General features: G+C 46.9%; 16 protein-coding genes. 4 read left to right on the top strand and 12 right to left on the bottom strand.

All coding sequences use genetic code 11. From position 1 onward, the window contains the following. Positions 1–2 precede the first annotated feature (2 nt). A complete protein-coding gene (locus tag ACBP46_RS09310; protein ID WP_371016454.1) occupies positions 3–1904 on the bottom strand; it encodes an FUSC family protein in 1902 nt (633 codons plus the stop codon). A 277-nt stretch (positions 1905–2181) separates the two neighbouring features. Here ACBP46_RS09310 and ACBP46_RS09305 point away from each other — a divergent pair, with 277 nt between their 5' ends. Continuing rightward, the gene (locus ACBP46_RS09305) at positions 2182–2982 is read left to right on the top strand and encodes a hypothetical protein (protein WP_371016453.1); all 801 of its coding nucleotides are present in this window, start codon (positions 2182–2184) and stop codon (positions 2980–2982) included. Here the strand turns inward: ACBP46_RS09305 and ACBP46_RS09300 are convergent. The 3 genes from ACBP46_RS09300 to ACBP46_RS09290 form a co-directional block, all read right to left on the bottom strand. Then, complete coding sequence (locus tag ACBP46_RS09300; RefSeq protein ID WP_371016452.1) at positions 2956–3513, bottom strand: gamma carbonic anhydrase family protein; 558 nt, start codon at positions 3511–3513, stop codon at positions 2956–2958. The two genes, ACBP46_RS09305 and ACBP46_RS09300, sit on opposite strands and share 27 nt — an antisense overlap. 138 nt (positions 3514–3651) lie before the next feature. Then, positions 3652–4812 (bottom strand): baeRF3 domain-containing protein, encoded by a 1161-nt coding sequence (locus ACBP46_RS09295; RefSeq protein WP_371016451.1) that lies wholly within the window; start codon positions 4810–4812, stop codon positions 3652–3654. Between the two features lie 31 nt (positions 4813–4843). Next, on the bottom strand, positions 4844–5236 hold the full coding sequence (locus ACBP46_RS09290; protein WP_371016450.1) for an HPF/RaiA family ribosome-associated protein: 393 nt from the start codon (positions 5234–5236) through the stop codon (positions 4844–4846). Between the two features lie 143 nt (positions 5237–5379). On the opposite strand from ACBP46_RS09290, the gene ACBP46_RS09285 reads away from it, so the two are divergent. Then, on the top strand, positions 5380–5541 hold the full coding sequence (locus tag ACBP46_RS09285) for a hypothetical protein (protein ID WP_371016449.1): 162 nt from the start codon (positions 5380–5382) through the stop codon (positions 5539–5541). A 61-nt stretch (positions 5542–5602) separates the two neighbouring features. On the opposite strand, the gene ACBP46_RS09280 is transcribed toward ACBP46_RS09285, so the two are convergent. Beyond that, a complete protein-coding gene (locus ACBP46_RS09280; protein ID WP_371016448.1) occupies positions 5603–6178 on the bottom strand; it encodes an HdeD family acid-resistance protein in 576 nt (191 codons plus the stop codon). Positions 6179–6353: 175 nt separating this feature from the next. On the opposite strand from ACBP46_RS09280, the gene ACBP46_RS09275 reads away from it, so the two are divergent. Beyond that, complete coding sequence (locus ACBP46_RS09275; RefSeq protein WP_371016447.1) at positions 6354–6968, top strand: SAM-dependent methyltransferase; 615 nt, start codon at positions 6354–6356, stop codon at positions 6966–6968. A gap of 56 nt (positions 6969–7024) precedes the next feature. On the opposite strand, the gene ACBP46_RS09270 is transcribed toward ACBP46_RS09275, so the two are convergent. The 4 genes from ACBP46_RS09270 to ACBP46_RS09255 form a co-directional block, all read right to left on the bottom strand. Next, positions 7025–9097 (bottom strand): PhoX family protein, encoded by a 2073-nt coding sequence (locus tag ACBP46_RS09270; RefSeq protein ID WP_371016446.1) that lies wholly within the window; start codon positions 9095–9097, stop codon positions 7025–7027. A 184-nt stretch (positions 9098–9281) separates the two neighbouring features. Then, positions 9282–9662 carry a DUF4168 domain-containing protein gene (locus ACBP46_RS09265; RefSeq protein ID WP_371016445.1) on the bottom strand — a complete coding sequence of 127 codons (381 nt, stop codon included), beginning with the start codon at positions 9660–9662 and terminating at the stop codon, positions 9282–9284. Between the two features lie 155 nt (positions 9663–9817). After that, complete coding sequence (locus ACBP46_RS09260; RefSeq protein ID WP_371016444.1) at positions 9818–10882, bottom strand: c-type cytochrome; 1065 nt, start codon at positions 10880–10882, stop codon at positions 9818–9820. Positions 10883–10893: 11 nt separating this feature from the next. After that, the gene (locus ACBP46_RS09255; protein ID WP_371016443.1) at positions 10894–11568 is read right to left on the bottom strand and encodes a c-type cytochrome; all 675 of its coding nucleotides are present in this window, start codon (positions 11566–11568) and stop codon (positions 10894–10896) included. 400 nt (positions 11569–11968) lie between these two features. On the opposite strand from ACBP46_RS09255, the gene ACBP46_RS09250 reads away from it, so the two are divergent. After that, complete coding sequence (locus tag ACBP46_RS09250; protein ID WP_371016442.1) at positions 11969–13129, top strand: benzoate/H(+) symporter BenE family transporter; 1161 nt, start codon at positions 11969–11971, stop codon at positions 13127–13129. Between the two features lie 162 nt (positions 13130–13291). Here the strand turns inward: ACBP46_RS09250 and rpoD are convergent, their stop codons facing one another. From rpoD to rpsU, 3 genes are all read right to left on the bottom strand, one after another. Next, complete coding sequence (rpoD, locus tag ACBP46_RS09245) at positions 13292–15598, bottom strand: RNA polymerase sigma factor RpoD (protein ID WP_371016441.1); 2307 nt, start codon at positions 15596–15598, stop codon at positions 13292–13294. A 265-nt stretch (positions 15599–15863) separates the two neighbouring features. Continuing rightward, positions 15864–17744, bottom strand: coding sequence for a DNA primase (dnaG, locus tag ACBP46_RS09240; protein WP_371016440.1), 1881 nt, complete (start codon positions 17742–17744; stop codon positions 15864–15866). Beyond that, entirely contained in the window at positions 17741–17953 is a 213-nt protein-coding gene (rpsU, locus tag ACBP46_RS09235) for a 30S ribosomal protein S21 (protein WP_077733504.1), read from the bottom strand. The genes dnaG and rpsU overlap by 4 nt, the downstream gene beginning before the upstream one ends. Between the last annotated feature and the right edge of the window lie 108 nt (positions 17954–18061).

The following is an 18061-nucleotide window of genomic DNA, read 5'->3' as shown; positions in this document are numbered from 1 at the left end:
AATTATGAGCCCGGGGTTTCTTGCCAAAATAGCAAAACAGGCTTGGCTTCTACAAGTGCATCTGCCATATCGTATAGGGCATCTGCCAAGGTAGCATCATTAACCTGAGCCGCTACACGTAATAAGACTTGTTGACTGTGATCAGGGTGTTGAGCAAAGTCTGCCAAAGCAGATAATACAACCGAATGATCTAAATTTGAATTCTTTGCTGCTGCTGACAACCGTTGCCAAGCAATCATGCTGTAGCCTAGATTAAATAAACCTAAACTACCTACAGGAGTCTCTACGCCCATCCCTTGAGATAAGCGCAAGATATACCGCGCCATACGAGCCCGCCACTGCCCCACCGGCTGCACGCCCTGGGGGGACAAAACACTTTGCACTTCCTCAATCATTGCACCAATTACAAAACGTGCCGTTTTATCGGAATGCTGCGCTAAAAGTTTGTAGCTACCGCACGCTAATACAACACCCGCTATCAAAGCGCTAGCACCTTGAAGCACGACGTCAACGCTAGCCGGCGTACCACCTATCTGACTAACAATTAAAAAACACATAATGGCATCAAGCGCATAATTAGCAATTAAAGGCGTTACACGCCCTATGCCCGCCAACACCACAAAAGGAATTAAGCTCAGACATATGGCTAACGGTGTAGCAAAGTGCGGTTGCAACCCAATCCGATAAAATGCTGCAACCACAGCGCCAATACACGCCCCTGTCATGACAAACCGAATATACGCTTGGGGACGCGGCATAGAACCTAAAATCATAGAAAAAATACAAACGCCGGTAGCCGCTAGCTCAAATGCAACGTTTTGTGTGTAATACACCACTAGGGATGAGGTTAGGGCCGCTATACCAGCCACCAAGGCCGTGCGACGCGCTAACACCCAATCCCGAGCGGGTTCAAACCGGCGCACTGATACCCCTTTACGCCACAAAGGATAACTTTCAGCAAATAATGCGGTCTCGGCGCGTGAGACCTGACCTAAGGCGCGCCGCAATCGAGCTAAACTGACTTTATCAGGATAAAGGTCGGGGGCTTGACGTCGAATAGGCTCAAACGGCTGACCGGCCCGTAAACAACGCACCACTTCCTCTAGCTGCTGAATGGTCGTGGGACTAATCACCATGCCACGTTGGATTTGATAGTGTAAATGTTGCGCCGCTGTAATGGTTTCCAGGGTGGCAAGCAGCAAGGCCTCTACATAAGCATTACGCTTATGCCCATCTACAGAGCCAGCTGCCATGCTAACCGTTTGTGCTTCTAAGGCAGCTATATCTAAGTGGATTTGATTAAGCTTTTGTTGCCATTGTTTTAAGTCTTGGCTAGTAAGCAATACCAGCGTGGACTCGACCGCATCTACCGCTAAGTTACGAACCTTTAAATAAAACTCGTCCCGTGCGCTTTTTGGTGTACCAAACCCTGTGATAAGGGTAGTAACTACCACCCCTATCAATGTGCATTGAATGCGCGCCCATGCCAGCTGAATACCGTCCTCTGAGTACAATAAAGCAGGCATTACCACTACGGCAACTGTAATACCTGACATCAGAGCCATATAACTGCGCTCGCCGTATAGACTATGCAATACGCCAATACTGCAGAAAACGGCCAAAGCCATCCACATAGGCTGCCAAACGGTTGGACTTAAACTAATTATGAGCACACCCATTAAGGCCCCAACCCCCGTGCCCATAATACGGTAAAGAGCGCGCTCAAACACTAAGCCTCGTGTGGCTTGGGCCAACACCCATACAGGCATTGCTGCCCAATACGCATGCTCTACCCCAAGCACAGTAGCTATCACAAACGAAAGCCACGAGGACAGCGCCAATAAAAAAGCACGTCTCCATGCTGTTTTATCTAATGCCATCACTGCCGAAATTAGGGAATTCATATTTGCCTTAGTTAAAGAAATAAAAATAGAGCTACTTATACATCCCAGCTATTAAAGTTTACCCTTCGCTATGCTCTCTGTTAATGCATTGTGCTTGGGTTTAATGACAACAATGCAAAAGCTCTTTAATGTGTTTTATTTGTGCAGCAAATCCCTGAATTGGTTTTTACACTTTGTTTATACACCCTATAACAAATAACCAGCCCAATTTGTTCATACATTGACTTTACACGCGCTTTGGGCGATAACGGTTGGGTTACATTTTGTTTTGCCACTCATGCGTTTTTGTTTTCCTCACTCACATCGCCTTGAGCTCGAAAAACAGATTCAGTTACTACGTGCTCATCCTCCCTCTGCCCCAATGACTATTCGGGCAGGCGGTCACTTGTACGTCGTTAAATTTAACCGACGCGAATCCGGTCGATGGTGGCGTGAAAGCCTAAGCGCAGCGGTATGTGGCATGCTCTTTGGGGTCTGGGTGAGCCCCAGTGCATTGCGTGCCGGAGACACTGTCTACGAAGCCCAGCGCCTAGCACATTTACAAGCACAAGGTATTGCCGTGCCCCGTGTAATTTTGCAGCACGATGACTACATAGTGATGGAGCATGCAGGCAGCTCGGTAGAAGCACTACTTAGCCATACTCAACATCGCAATACATTACTCATTCCTATCATGCAAAGCCTCGTTGATTTACACGAAGCGGGCCAATGGCATGGGGGTGCACAAATACGTAACCTCATCCTAAAAGACCAGCATTTAGTACGCATTGATTTTGAAGAAAAAACAGGCGATGTATTACCACTGCATTTAGCTCAAGCCTATGATCTTTTATTGTGTTTTAACTCGTTAACCAAATACTTAGCTTTTGATATAGAGCTAGGGGAGCAGCTGCTGTCACATTATTTGCAACAGCGACCTCAACCCGCATTACATCAAACCTTGCATCGAGTTTTAACCCTTTTACTTAGGCTCAAAACCCTTTCCCATTGGCTCAGCCCAAAACTACGCTACCGCTCTGATCTGCAACGAACCTTATTTTTTACTGCCGTATTAGAACGTACTCTGAGTCGGTGTTGACTCAGCCAAGTATTCGTCTTTTAGCGCTACATAGTTGCCTGCCGTATAGGAAAAAAAGGCTTTTTCCTCGGGACGTAAAGCTCGTACCGCTTTAGCGGGGCTGCCTACGTACAAATAGCCAGACTCCAAGTGTTTGCCAGGTGGCACCACGCTACCAGCCCCCAAAATAACCTCGTCCTCAATTACCGCACCATCCATCACAATACTGCCCATACCGATTAGTATGCGATTGCCTAGCGTACAGCCATGCAAAATCACTTTATGGCCCACTGTTACCTCATTTCCTATGGTTAAAGCAAAACCATCAGGACTAAACGGCCCCGCATGAGTAATATGTAGCACGCTACCGTCTTGAATGCTGCAACGTGCCCCAATACGGATACGATGCATATCCCCTCGAATCACAGTAGCAGGCCAAATGGAGCAATCATCCCCCATAACCACATCGCCAATAATGATGGCACTTGGATCTATCCAAACACGCTGCCCAAACTGAGGGGTATGATTTTTAAAACGACGCACCGCTGCCATAATGACTCCTTTAAAGACTGTCCACGTAGTAGCATTGTAATGTAACTAACTTGATGCTATTGCACCAAACTACAGACGTAAAAAAGCGCAAAGCGTACTACTGCACTTTGCGCTGAGCTAAAGAAACGCGTTTAGTAATCAATAGCGATAAATGGCTGCAATACCAGTTTCACTGGGCATGTACTGGCTAGGCACCACCATTACTTTACCACCACGTCGTACTACCATTTCACCTATATCATCTAAGACATCCTCGACATCTGAAGCATCAAAGTTAGGCTGGTATTGAATGGTTTTACTTTCTCTACAGACGCGCCCCGCAATACGCTGGTCTGCATCCACCAAAAGCACATCAACACGATCTTCTAGGGTCGCAGCTAAGATTAGGTCTAAGTTATCGGAAGCCAAACCGGTGCCATGGTCTTTTTTAAAGCGCGATACCATGTCTTGTACACGTTTGGCTGCCACAGGCTGCATAACTTCCCAAGCTCGCTGGCTTAATTGCTGTACCGTTAGCGCACCAGGGTCGATGCTGACGCCCTGCTCGACTAAATGCGTATTACGCGATACTTTTCTGAAAACCCCTTGGTACTCTGGCAAGCACACAAGCAATAACGGCAAACCGCTGTGTTGGCTAACATGATCCATAATGGCTTTATCTACTACCCGGAAAAAGCGCTCAACCTCTGCGTCGGTTTCGTCTTTACGGGTGGTATGCACCTGCCCCATCGCTGGCGCTGGGTCTGTGGCGGGGCCTAAGGTATAAGCATTGGGCCGGTTGAATTCTAGAATCTGGTCGGGGTCTAAGGCTTTTTCAATGGTGTCGGGGAAAGCGTGCTCGAAAATGAGACTGTCTAACCCATCGCGGTTGCCCTCGTACAATGCCACCGTAGCCCGCGACAAGCACAGAACCTGATAACGATCCTGAGTTTGCAGCTGGCGCAGCAAGGGCTTGAGATGCCAAGAATCTGAGACCACCGCAAAATCAGGAGTAGCCCGCTGTAAGTGAAACACCTTAAATGATTGCTCGTTCGATAAAACCACTAGACCGTCAAGAGTATGCTGCCAAAAATCGGTATTCTCGGCTAAATCATAATAAGGTTTTAACAAAGCCTGCGTTTCAGTTTTTGGGTACGACGCTTTAAGTGAGCTTTCTAACTCTTTTACTAGGTTTTTAAAGCGAATGACGTCTTGGGCGTTTTCGGGATGACTACGGTGCGTAGCCTGATATAACGATAAACATGGGCCTTCTTGTTTTTGGAACAAATCAGTTAACTCGTGCGTATTTAACTTAGACATACAACCTCCTAAAAACAAAACAGCAAAAGAATTATTTGGAATTCGCTTTAGCTATAGCTGTATTTAATGCTCGATTTAATTGGCGAGCGGCCTCGGTAATGGCTAGCTGTATGTCAGGTGCTTTGTGTTCAGCACTGAGGGGGTTGAGTCCAGCGGGTCGGGCCTCGATAAGACAGCGTTTATCTGCAGCACCGCTTTTTCCGCTATTTACATCTGATAAATATAGCTCTACGCGCGTTAGATGCTGTCGCTGGTGTTTGAGCTCTTGCTCGATAATGGCGGTTGCGCGTTCGCGCAATTCCGTGCTGTTTTGGATATAACTGTCAGTATTGATTTGAATCTGCATAATTTCTCCATAGATAATTAGCACACCACACACTTGGCAGTAGTAGTCCCCTGTATTTCCATCATAACCTAACTGCATTAATGTGCCAGCCTTGGATGTAACATTTAACTAAGCTATTGTTTTAATACATTTATTAACAGAAACCGACCTTGCTTTTTGATATATAAAATGATATAATGAATATTCCTTTGCCATTAAAAATAGAATATAAAGGAGTTTCTATGTTTAAAAATATGTTGCCCATAGAGGCAAATCTGCAGAAAAATCCCGACTTCAATCGGCACTTACAAAACTCGGCTTATACGCCACTGGTTACGGCTTTATTTTCCGGAGCCTCTCGCGTTACATCCTCTCTACGTCGCCTCTCTAGGGCCAAAAACTAAGCCAGTCTACCCAATAAAAAAACCGCTGCAGCGGTTTTTTTATTGTGACCTGTTTATTGTTTTATTGCATAAGGCGACGCATACGGCGTAAAGCTATACCTAACCACAACATGCTCCACCCTTGAAATAGCAAATCAATACCTAAAATCATGCCAAGCAACCACAGCCCAATGCTAGGCCATTGCAAAGCGATCAATAAGCCCGTCACCAGACTAACCACCCCGCTAAAAGCTAACCATAGCCACCCCTCTTGACCACGATTCATTAACCAAATACCTAAACGAAGCACCCCAACGCCGATTAAGGTAGCGCCCAAGAGCAATGTTAGTATTTCTGCCCCAGCAATAGGGTTTTGAATCACCATTCCCCCTGCAATAACGTACAGCAAACCCACTAGCGTCCACCAAAAAAAGCCGCTTAAAGAACGTAAAGTCCAAGCATGAATGAATTGGGCTGCACCCCCTATAAGCATCAACACCCCAATCACAATCACACTGGTTAAGGTAGCCGTTACCGCATAGGTCAACGCCCCCATCCCCAATATAATAAGCACAATGCCTAGGGCTATAAACCAGCCCCAACGGGGATATAAGTTTTTAGAATGATCAACCACATCATTGATTTTGGTATTAGCCATGGATTTACCTTTATATGTAATGATTCAGTTCGCTTTAAAAACTTTTTAATTAAAACAAGATGAGGTATTTTGTCTTAAATAGATATTAGCCTTTGGGAAAATAGCATTCATATACGCGTGTCAGAATGTGCTCTTCCTAGCTGGTCGCCATCCATCTCTTTATGTTAATTAAACCATGAATCGAATCACAGATAATTTTTGGCATAAAAAATTTGATCAACCCGACTATTTCTATGGTCAGGAGCCCAATGATTTTTTACGTGAGGCGGCTAAATACTTACCTCCAGGAGGACGTATACTCTCTTTAGGGGAAGGCGAGGGTCGCAATGCTGTGTATTTGGCTCAGCTTGGTTTTCAGGTGACGGCCTTGGATAGTGCTCAGTCCGGTCTGGATAAAGTCACACGCTTAGCTCAAAGCAAAAAGGTCACTGTTACTACGCTTTGGGCAGATTTAGCGGATTATGTATTTGAGCCTTGCGCTTGGGATGGCATTATCAGTATTTTTTGTCATTTGCCTCCGGCGGTTCGACATCGGGTGCATACCCAGATTCCCCAAGCTCTGACTGCAAATGGTGTGTTTTTACTAGAAGCCTATACGCCTAAGCAGCTTAACTACAAAACAGGTGGGCCCAGTAATACAGATCTTCTCTACCAAGCCCACACCTTAGAAGCAGAGCTACAACCGTTAGCTTTCACGCGCTTAATAGAAACAGAACGCTTCATTCATGAAGGGCAAGGCCATCAGGGCCAGTCAGCTGTAGTTCAAGTCATTGCAACAAAACCCACCTAAACAATTGGCCCACTGCATACATTGCAATGGGCCAATTTTTTATCATTACGCCTAGGTTAAGCGCCGACTATACCGCCATCTTCACGCCAGATTACCACCGTAGCAGGACGAGGGCGTGGTGCTTGTTTACCATCGGGCCAAGTCGATATCGCCGTTGGTTTGGCTTGTGACTCCGCAACGGTTTGACCTTCGCCTGGGTGCTGAATATTTATGAACACGTATCGTTGATCTGGTGTCCACGTAATCCCTGTCACCTCACAGCCTTTAGGCCCCACCATAAAGCGATGAATAGCCTTAGATACAGGGTCGGCAATCAACATACAGTTGTTGCCTTGGCCCTCGTAATCATCACTGTTGCTGTAATTACCATCGGTTTGAATCCATAAACGGCCATTGGCGTCAAAAGCTAACCCATCGGGGCTATTAAACGTATTTTCTGGAGTGATGTTGTCTGAGCCGCGACGCAAGTCACCCACGGGGTACACATTAGGATTCCCTGCGAGCACAAACACATCCCACTCAAACTGTAACGCGGTTGGGTCGCTGCCCTGCTCACGCCAACGTACAATTTGGCCGTATTTATTTTCATTGCGTGGGTTAGCAGCATCTGCTGCAGGGTGTTTTAACCCATCAGGCCAGCGCTCCTTGTCTGAACCTCGATGGCTGTTATTAGTAAGCGTTACATACACCTCCTGCGTTTGAGGATGCACGGCCACCCACTCCGGCCTATCCATTGGTGTTGCCCCTACCGCATCGGCAGCTTGACGCGTTTTAATCAATAACTCGCCCATGTCAGAAAATAAATCCCCTAGGACTTTACCGTCCACAGTGGGAGTGTCTAGCTGCAGTGCTACCCATTGTCCCTGTCCTGCAAACCCCTCTGTCTGCGCTTGCTGCGCAGCAAATTTCGCCACATACAACACACCTTCATCCAAAAGCAAGCGATTCAACGCCGGCGTCTCTGCATTAAAAGCATTTTTGGATACGAACTTGTATAGGTATTCGCTACGTTGATCATCTCCCATGTACACCACCACCCTCTGATCGGGAGCCAATGTCCATGCGGCATTTTCGTGTTTAAAGCGCCCTAATGCCGTCAATTTCTTTGGTGCAGAGTGCGGATCAAACGGGTCAATTTCTACAATCCAGCCAAAACGGTTGGCTTCATTTGGCTCTTGAGTCCAATCAAAGCGAGTGTCGTGCGTATCCCATTTATAGTCATCGCTAGAGACCTTGGCACTGCCTTTATAACGCTGCAGATGGGCTTGCGTGGCAGCATCTGGATACGAAACCTGATCAGACTCTTGGGCTCCTACGCCAAAGTAATCGGTAAAATTTTCTTCACAGGTCAAATAGGTATTCCATGGGGTCCATCCATTGCCACAGTTACCAAATGTGCCTTTGGCCCACGTACCGGTTGGATCCGCCGTGGTTTGCATTAAGGCATGCCCAGCCGCAGGCCCTACGACTTTCATAGGGGTGTTGGCATGGATACTGCGATTAAAGGGTGAATCGATTACAGATTCCCACTTGCCGTCGTTTAGACGAATATGAACCACGGAAGCGCCTTGGGCATGTTGGGATTTACGCACCCAGTTTTCATTCCATTTTGCGTTGCCTGGTTCCACCCCTTTGGGAAAGAAATAGTGCGGAGTGATGTATTCATGATTGGTTACTAACAAACCTTCTACACTGCTCTGCACTGTGCCTTTGGGCGCATCAATAGGAAAAAAATGCATGCCGTCATGGTTATAACCTACCTGTAATGCTTGCGCCTCACCCCCCTCACTCGCATCCCCTTTGAATTTAGGTGAATGGGTAAATAAAGGATCACCCCAGCGATTAATTACTTGGTGGTTATAGCCTTTAGGTAATGTAATAGCATCTGAGGTGGATGGGCCTAAAGGCTCAAAAGCAAATGAAATGGCCTGAGCTAAAGATGATTGCTTCGCAACGGGCGTAGTTTGAGCTGATAAAGGCGTTGCACCCAAACCTAAAAATCCAAGCGCACTGGCACCAAGGCCTGTTTTTAAAAAGCGACGCCGACCAGATAACTGATCCACCACCTCATTAAAAGACCGTGTTTGACAAGGGTTACTTGCAATATCATCCCAATCCTGCTGGCTCATGTGCATTCCTATTTGATTAAATGTCCTAGAGCAAAAATGCTCACACACTGGGTATGATGACTAAGTGGTGTTGCCTCATCATGACAAAAATATGGCATCTTTATGACAACCACTTTTTGCCAAGCCTAAACAAAAACAGCACTGCCGAAGCAGTGCTGTAGAGATCGCCCAACCTTAAACGCAATTATTGCATAGTAGAAATTCGACGTTCGACTTGTTGGCGTAATTGCTCGTCTTGTTGAATAGCCAAACTGATGCCGTTGTAGTCCTCTACAGTTAAGCCACCCTCTGTGACTTTAGACACCATCTTTTGATCCGCTTCTTGCATAAGCTGCATACGCTGATCGTCGTTATTGGCAGACTCTAACTTAGGCTGGTATTCGGCCGCAATCATAGCAACTTGCTGAGCAGCCGCTGCATATTGATCGATCTGTTGTTCGGTTGGCTGAATGATCTCAGGAGCTGGAGGAACTGCCCCGGTGGTTTGGGCAAAAGCCAGTGGTCCAGCTGTTAAGCCCATACTTATTGCAGCCGCGGCTAAGAATCCTTTAACTTTTCCTGTCATTTCAGTTTCTCCTTTAATGATTAGGGTAGTTACTATCATGAGCCAAGAGCAGGAGCCCTTCAAGTTACGAGGCGTTAAAGGCTGTGAGCTTGTATAAATAAAAAAGCCGCACACATTTTGGTGTACGGCTTTTCTGAACAATAACTAACTAGTCATTATTCTGCTTTTTTACCACCGGTAAAATCGCGTGAGCGTAGGATGTCAGGCTTTAAGAAGTCTTTGTGACCGGCATTATCGTGGTCACCCAAAATCTTGCCATCCAGTTCGGTACCATACAAAGTGTGCTTGTGGAATGTATCCAAGTACATTTCACGTGTTTCTTTAATGTCACCTGTGTAACGAGGATCTTGAGGACGCTCGCGGCTATCTACGTACTGCGCAATATCCCAGGCGTCTTGGTCGGACAAGGAGTTAGGCTTACCTAAAGGCATATTGTGCTTGGTGAAACCAGCTAACGTAAAGACACGAGCAATACCCGCACCCCAGTTATAGGAGTCATCACCCCACAATGCTGGGAAAATCACCTTGTCGCCGTCTTTTTTACCTGCGCCGTCTTCGCCATGGCAAATAGCACAGTTGGCCTCGTAAGCGACTTTACCGCGTACTACATCCGGTGCATTTTCTGGCTCACCTGGACGAGGGAAACCACGACCATAGATTTTGTCTTTAGCAAACATTGGCACACCGGTAGCTAACCACTGGTGATAAAGCGATAATGCCAACATATCATCGCTACCGTACTCAAGCGGTTTACCATTCATGGAATAAGTAAAACAGCCCACAATACGTTCTTCTAGGTTATTCACATGACCATTTTTACCACGGTAAGCAGGCAAATCAATGGCGGCAGGCCACACAGGGCCACCATAAGGCATCGTGCCTTCGGCCATGTGACAGCTGGCGCAATTCATATTGTTAAATACATTTTTGCCACGCAACTGCTGGGTATTAACAAACAAGTCATGCCCACGGCGAATCGCTTCTTTCATCTTGGGATGTAAATCAGAAGCCTCTAGATCTTCCATGGTAGGAGGAATATGTACGAGCTCCTCGTCTTTAGGCATAGGCGCGCCTTGTACCATTTGACTGACGCGCTCGCGCTCCTCATCGGTAAGATCTTTGCCTAGTTTAGTGAGTGGTGCTGCGCTGGCCGTACCAAGACCAATAGCAAATACCCCTGCCACAGCAGCAGGTAGAAGTTTTTTAAAAATCATTTTCATTGTGTATCCCCTTATTCTTGACCCTTAGCTGGCTGAGCCGCTAACCATGCCGATACAGCAGCAATATCGTTATCGTCCATGCGCTTGGCAATGGTCGCCATTAACTCTTGGGGATCGTTCTTGCGTGTACCGTCTTGCCACGCTTTAATTTGCTGAGCAATATAACTTGGGTGTTGACCTGCTAATGCGGGAAACACCGATCCATTACCTTGGTTGCCCACACCATGACAGGTCGTACAGGCAACAATATAACGGCTCCAATCGCCGTGAGTGGCAAGCTTTTCACCGTGGCTTAGCACGGCTTCGTCCACGGCTGGAGGCGTGGCTGCTTTAACGGGCAAGCTTGCGTAGTAGGTTGCCACATCAACCATTTGCTCGTCATTTAACATGTTGGCAAAAGCTAACATCGATGCATTATTACGTGAGCCGTCTTTGAATGCTTTTAATTGGGCTACGATGTAATCGCGGTCTAATCCAGCTAAACGTGGCCATGATTCCCCACCAGGTATATTCATGCCACTGCCATCGGCTTGATGACAAGCTACACAGGTCGCAGAGCCAGCTTTACCACGCTCAATGGCTTCAGCATCTAGCTCTTCTGCCCATGCAGAAGACATGGCCGCTGATAGGCCCACCGCTGCCATTAAACTGGCAAGCGGAAGTCGAGAAAATTTGTTTCGAGTCATATCCAAACTCACTAAAGAGTATTAACAAACGCTAGAGTGCGCCCCATACAATTAAATTTTATATGCTTATTACTATTTAGCCAAATGGAATACCCAAATATGCCAAAATCTTTCTAAATATACGGGTTTGTGCCTAGTCATCGTGGCATCACGGCCGCGGACTACATATAAATTAAACTTTTATTACCTTTGCTTCACTTTCAACAAGCACGCTCTGAACTGGTGAACAAATCGCGATGGCGGCTCACCTAAGCTAAACCGCATGCGTATTACACCTTTGACGCTTATATTTAGTCGCTTTTTGCTCTCATGCATGGCTTTTTAATTTAAGCTATTCAATTTCTCTTTATCGACTTACTATGCGGTAATTTCTTGTAAGACAGACCCCTTCGCGACTGTTATGAAACCTTCTTTATCCTTCCCATCATTTAGCGCCGGTTTTCTGGCTGTTTTAGTCGGTTATACCAGCTCCATTGCCATCGTGTTACAGGCAGCTCAAAGCGCTGGTGCCTCTGCAACCCAACTTAATTCCGCCATGCTGGTATTGGGTGTAGGGGTGGGCGCAGGCACTATCTTGCTTTCTTTATTAACGCGTGTGCCTATTTTGTTGGCTTGGTCCACACCTGGCGCTGCCCTACTTGCCACCTCGTTGCATCAGTATTCTTACGCCGAAGCCATAGGCATTTTTATTTTTGCTTCTGCACTCATGGTTTTAGTGGGAGTGAGCGGCTTATTTCATCGTTTTAGCCGATGGATTCCCCCCCATCTAGCGGCCGCTATGTTAGCTGGTATTTTGGTGCATTTTGGTATTGCGCTTTTTAATGTGGATAAAAGTGCCCAGCTGCTTGTGGGTGTAATGCTCTTGGCCTATTTAATAGTTCGTTGGGTTTGGCCGCGTCTGGCAATTATTGCCACCTTGACTGCCGGCATTCTTTTTTTAAGTATTCAAGGCGCATGGCATAGCGAAGCCATCAGCTGGCACTGGGCCGTGCCCGCTTGGCAAAGCCCTGTTTGGAACAGTTCAGCTCTGTTAGGGGTGGGGCTGCCTTTGTTTTTAGTTACGCTTAGCTCTCAAAATTTACCCGGTGTGGCAATGATTCAAAGCTTTGGTTATCAGCCGCGTCTTTCTCCCATTATTACGGCAACGGGGCTACTCGGAGTAGTGCTAGCCCCTTTTGGTGGTTTTGCCTATAACCTAGCCGCCATCTCCGCCGCCTTATGCCTAAGCCCAGAGGCTGACCCCAATCCCCAGCAGCGTTACAAGGCGGCAGTGTTTGCTGGCGGCTTATACATACTGTGTGGATTGTTAGGTGCTACGATTATTGGTATTTTTTATGTATTGCCTGCACCGTTTATTACCGCTTTAGCGGGCATCGCATTAATTAGTACACTGAGCCAAAGCTTTGCTAGTGCTTTTGAAAAAGAAAGCCAGCGAGAAAGTACGCTGTTCACCTTTTTGGTTACCGCTTCAGGTTTGAGTTTTTTTAATGTAGGTAGTGCATTTTGGGGATTGGTGTTGGGTTTGTTGATTCATTATGCCCGACCACGCACATCAGCTTAATCTGCCCCACTATTCCTATTCGCTAAAATTCTACTGTAATAGCCAAGCCACAGATTTATGCAGCATTAACTGTTTTATCTGCCTTCTCTACTCGTAGACCCAACAGATAAAAAAACGGCACCCATCAATGGGGTGCCGTTTTCTTGCCTAAGACAAAAGGAATTATTTTCCTTCGAGGAAGGACTTCAGTTTGTCAGCTCGGCTGGGGTGACGTAATTTACGTAAGGCTTTGGCTTCAATCTGACGAATACGTTCACGCGTTACATCAAACTGTTTACCGACCTCCTCAAGGGTTTGGTCAGTGCTCATTTCAATACCAAAACGCATGCGTAACACTTTGGCCTCGCGCGGAGTTAAAGAGTCCAGCACGTCTTTTACTACATCACGCATTGAGCCATGCAAAGCAGAGTCAGAAGGCGACACCGTATTGGTGTCTTCGATAAAGTCACCTAAGTGGGAATCATCATCGTCACCGATGGGTGTTTCCATAGAAATAGGCTCTTTAGCGATTTTCAGAATCTTGCGTACACGATCCTCGGGCAAGTCCATCTTTTGTGCCAAGGTAGCTGGATCGGGCTCTACCCCTGTTTCCTGCAAAATTTGGCGATTAATGCGGTTCATTTTGTTGATGGTTTCAATCATGTGAACCGGTATACGGATGGTACGTGCCTGGTCAGCAATAGAACGAGTAATAGCCTGACGAATCCACCAAGTAGCATAAGTAGAGAACTTGTAACCACGACGGTATTCAAATTTATCCACCGCTTTCATCAAGCCAATATTGCCCTCTTGGATAAGATCCAAAAACTGCAAACCACGATTGGTGTATTTTTTCGCAATAGAAATCACCAAACGTAAGTTAGCTTCGGTCATATCGCGCTTGGCTTTACGCGCTTTGGCCTCACCGTTCAGCATGCGCTTGTTAGCGTCTTTGAGGTCAGTCAAAGGCAAGACCACACTGGCTTGAATCTCAAGAAGTTTTTCTTGAATTTCGTGAATAGCTGGTACATAACGCTCGAGAATTTCTGCATACGGCGGGTTTGAGGCTAGCTCGTTAGTTACCCAATCGAGATCTGTTTCGTTGCCAGGGAAACTCTTGATAAAGTGTGAACGAGGCATTTCAGCACGTGTTACACAGATTTGTAGAATTTCACGCTCTAAAGCACGAACTTCGGCCACACGCTCACGCATGGTATCGGCTAGCTTTTCCACCATTTTGGCAGTAAAGCGAATACCCATGAACTCGTTAAGAATATTTTCTTTGGCTTGGATATACCCTGGACTGCGATAACCTTCGGACTCGAATGCCACACGCATTTTCTCAAACCACTCTTGAATTACATCAAATTTTTTGAGTGATTTGGTGCGTAAGTATTCAAGCTGTTTGCTGCTCATACCACCAGCCGGACCCTCATCGTCTTCGTCAGTAACACCTGAGCCCGCGTATTCCTCGCCATCGTCGTCAATTAGGCCATCAACGACCTCATCAATACTGAGCGACTCGTTGCGTACCTCGTTGATGTAGGCCAAGACCTCGTTCACTGTGGTTGGACACGCTGCAATTGCCATAACCATGTGCTTGAGACCGTCCTCGATGCGTTTGGCAATTTCAATTTCACCCTCGCGAGTTAATAGCTCGACGGAGCCCATTTCACGCATATACATGCGGACTGGGTCTGTAGTACGACCAAAATCAGAATCAACGGTGGTTAATGCGGCTTCGGCCTCGTCATCGACGTCATCATCGCTAGATGCAAGCGGTGCGTTATCGCTCATGAGCAAGGTTTCAGCGTCAGGAGCCTGATCGTAAACCGAAATGCCCATATCGCTGAACGTGCCAATAATGCCATCAATGGCCTCGGCATCCACCAAGTCATCTGGTAAATGGTCGTTAATTTCACCATAGGTGAGATAACCACGCTCTTTACCGAGCTTAATTAAGGCTTTGAGACGATTACGACGGGCTTCTTGTTCTTCGGGGGTGAGCTGACCACGTGCACCAAATACGTCGCGTGCACCGCGCTTAGAACCTTTTTTGACCGGTTTTAAGTCTGGAATGACCTCATCACCCTCTTCGATGTGATCGTCATCATCAAAGGTAGTGGTTTTAGCAGGACGGCCACGGCGAGCAGCTGGTGCATCAGCCGATTTTGCCACTGCTTTTTTAGCCGCCTTTTTAGCGGCTTTCTTTACGGCCTTTTTCACCGCTTTTTTCGCTACAGTGCTGACCTCGTCATCAGCTGCATCATCTACCGCCTCAGCTGGAGCTGCTTTTTTTGCTGCTACTTTTTTGACAGCTACTTTCTTGACCGCTTTTTTAACTGCTTTTTTTGCCGCTTTTTTGGCTACGGCAGTGTCTTGCGATTCGTTAAGTGCTGCGTCGACGTTGACAGAGGTGCTGTCCGAATCGGAAGCTGCTGCCATCGTTACAGAACGAGTTGTCGCTTTCTTGCCAGTCGATTGAGTCATATTGAATCCCATTGACGCAAAACACCGTAACGGTGTGAAGTTAACTGAATAACACCGCCCTCTTTAAAAGTAAAACAAACGTATAAACCCATGTTGCGACTTATCATTTCAATCCTTGTCTCTGTTCACAAGGTCATTTACTGCAATCAGTGGTTTTATCCGTCTGAGATATCAAGCCAACTCGGCCTTTTAAAGCGCGTAATTATTCCTTAAAAATCGTAGCACAAGGCTATAAGCTTGTGCTAAACCTACTATTTTACTGTAGTTAAACAGATGGTGCAGTATGCAACTGCGCTAAACGTCGGCTTAGGTCTTGATAGCGTTGCCTAGAGGCTGCATCAGGCAGCCCTGCCGCAACCAATGCCGACTGCTCATGCTTAATTACATCAATCTCGACCCGCCGCAGCGCCCCATCCCACTCGGCTTGGAGCTTCAGGTTTTCATCGTCTGTGATGAGCTCGGCCGTTACACCATGCAATACATGGGCTAACTCAGAGTCTGGATCAACTGCTTGTAGCAAGGCTGCAATATGCTGCGCCTGCGTTTCATGTACCAAAACAATAAGCTCGTGCACTAAGACTAAGGTGGGGCTTTGTACAATAATTTCAAGAGCTTCGTGGCTAACACTCTGGGCTAATCCAGGTTGCGAAGCCAATAAAGTCAATAAACGTTTTGCTATAGGCGTAACAGTGCGCGACTTTGATCCAACGCCATGTCCAGACCGGGGCTGCTGAGATACAACACGCCGCCCGCGCCCGCGCGCTGCAGTTATATTAGAATCTGATGGAACCGTGTTTTCATGCGCCGCGGGGGCAGAAAACGCCGCCTCATCACGACGCACGGCTGCATTAGACTGGTTCTGCAACAAACGTAGTTGCAACTCATCTGCGGTTAAACGCACCAACTGAGCAAACTCATGCTCAATCTGAGTGCTTAATGTACAGTCGGATAGGGCACTAAGCAAAGGTAATGCCTCGTGCACACACGCGGCTCGCCCTTCCGCCTCATTCAAATTATGACGCGCGCTTAGCTCATCCAACATGAATGTGGATAAAGCGGCAGACTGTTTGGCCTGCTCACGAAAAGCATCCGCCCCAAACTCTTTTACATACGAGTCTGGATCGTGCTCTGCTGGTAAAAACAAAAACCGCATCGACACGTCATCGCGTAACTGAGGCAAACAAGTAGTCAGTGCCCGCCACGCCGCACGTCGACCCGCTTTATCGCCATCAAAACAAAAAACGATGCGATCACTAGCTCGCATCAGATGACGAATATGGTGTTCAGTAGTGGCTGTGCCTAAGGTGGCTACAGCATTATTCAGACCTTGTTGCGAGAGGGCGACTACATCCATATAGCCTTCAACCACTGTCACAAAGCCTTCTTGACGAATACCCTGTCTGTTCTCCCATAAACCATATAGCTCATGGCTTTTAGAAAACAACGGGGTTTCGGGGGAATTCAGGTATTTAGGTTCACCAGGGGCAATTAAGCGTCCACCGAATGCAATCACATCACCTTTGCGATTGCGGATGGGGAACATAATACGCGCTCTGAAGCGGTCATATCTTCGCCCATCCTCGGCTTCTATCACCAACCCTGATTCAACTAATAATGGTTCTTCGTAATTGGGATACACCCGCGCTAAATCACGACGATCGGCATTTGACCAACCTAAACCAAAACGCAAAGCGGTCTGACCCGTTAAGCCTCGGTTTTTTAGGTATTCTTGAGCAGGTTTATGCAGTTTTAACTGTCGCAGATAATGTTCCTGCGCCGCATCAAGAATTTGTTGGTGTTGCGAACGTTGCTCTTTGCGTTGTTGATCCGCAATACGTTGACGTGGAGAGCGATCAGATTCGGGCACAGTTAAACCGACCTCGCTAGCTAATGAGCGAACGGCCTCGGGGAAGTTAGCCCCGGTGTGTGCCATCAAAAAACTGATAGCGCTACCATGAGCCCCGCACCCAAAACAATGGTAAAACTGTTTGGAGGGACTGACTGTAAAAGATGGAGATTTTTCGTTATGAAAGGGACATAGGCCAATAAGATTGGCCCCACCCTTGCGTAACTGTACGTAGCGCCCAACGACATCTACAACATCGACACGCGCTAGCAGTTCCTGAATAAAACTATCAGGAATCAATACAAACGCGGAGGCAACTGTTGGCTGCGGATACGTTTGTAGTGACGTTTAACAGCAGCAGCACGTTTACGCTTGCGCTCAGCAGTCGGTTTTTCGTAGAATTCGCGTGAACGTAATTCGGTCAATAAACCAGTTTTTTCAATGGTGCGCTTAAAACGGCGCATTGCGACCTCGAAAGGTTCGTTTTCTTTCAGGCGAACAATTGGCATGTACTTTTGAAGCCTTGTGTAAAAAATTAAACAATTCGTGCAGACACAATGCATGCACGATACGAAAAATAGGGTTAGACTCTGATACTAGCACGATTAAGTCCTAGT

The sequence above is a fragment of the Paenalcaligenes hominis genome (genome assembly GCF_041359055.1).
In the GTDB taxonomy this organism is placed as follows: Bacteria; Pseudomonadota; Gammaproteobacteria; order Burkholderiales; family Burkholderiaceae_B; genus Paenalcaligenes; species Paenalcaligenes hominis_A.
Note: the sequence above shows the minus strand (reverse complement) of the source record. Positions and strands in the feature narration are given on the sequence as shown.

Excerpts from the sequence above, each read along its gene's own strand:
- ACBP46_RS09310 (WP_371016454.1), bottom strand. The coding sequence starts at position 1,904 with ATGAATTCCCTAATTTCGGCAGTGATGGCATTAGATAAAACAGCATGG.
- ACBP46_RS09305 (WP_371016453.1), top strand. The coding sequence starts at position 2,182 with ATGCGTTTTTGTTTTCCTCACTCACATCGCCTTGAGCTCGAAAAACAG.
- ACBP46_RS09300 (WP_371016452.1), bottom strand. The coding sequence starts at position 3,513 with ATGGCAGCGGTGCGTCGTTTTAAAAATCATACCCCTCAGTTTGGGCAG.
- ACBP46_RS09295 (WP_371016451.1), bottom strand. The coding sequence starts at position 4,812 with ATGTCTAAGTTAAATACGCACGAGTTAACTGATTTGTTCCAAAAACAA.
- ACBP46_RS09290 (WP_371016450.1), bottom strand. The coding sequence starts at position 5,236 with ATGCAGTTAGGTTATGATGGAAATACAGGGGACTACTACTGCCAAGTG.
- ACBP46_RS09285 (WP_371016449.1), top strand. The coding sequence starts at position 5,380 with ATGTTTAAAAATATGTTGCCCATAGAGGCAAATCTGCAGAAAAATCCC.
- ACBP46_RS09280 (WP_371016448.1), bottom strand. The coding sequence starts at position 6,178 with ATGGCTAATACCAAAATCAATGATGTGGTTGATCATTCTAAAAACTTA.
- ACBP46_RS09275 (WP_371016447.1), top strand. The coding sequence starts at position 6,354 with ATGAATCGAATCACAGATAATTTTTGGCATAAAAAATTTGATCAACCC.
- ACBP46_RS09270 (WP_371016446.1), bottom strand. The coding sequence starts at position 9,097 with ATGAGCCAGCAGGATTGGGATGATATTGCAAGTAACCCTTGTCAAACA.
- ACBP46_RS09265 (WP_371016445.1), bottom strand. The coding sequence starts at position 9,662 with ATGACAGGAAAAGTTAAAGGATTCTTAGCCGCGGCTGCAATAAGTATG.
- ACBP46_RS09260 (WP_371016444.1), bottom strand. The coding sequence starts at position 10,882 with ATGAAAATGATTTTTAAAAAACTTCTACCTGCTGCTGTGGCAGGGGTA.
- ACBP46_RS09255 (WP_371016443.1), bottom strand. The coding sequence starts at position 11,568 with ATGACTCGAAACAAATTTTCTCGACTTCCGCTTGCCAGTTTAATGGCA.
- ACBP46_RS09250 (WP_371016442.1), top strand. The coding sequence starts at position 11,969 with ATGAAACCTTCTTTATCCTTCCCATCATTTAGCGCCGGTTTTCTGGCT.
- rpoD (WP_371016441.1), bottom strand. The coding sequence starts at position 15,598 with ATGACTCAATCGACTGGCAAGAAAGCGACAACTCGTTCTGTAACGATG.
- rpsU (WP_077733504.1), bottom strand. The coding sequence starts at position 17,953 with ATGCCAATTGTTCGCCTGAAAGAAAACGAACCTTTCGAGGTCGCAATG.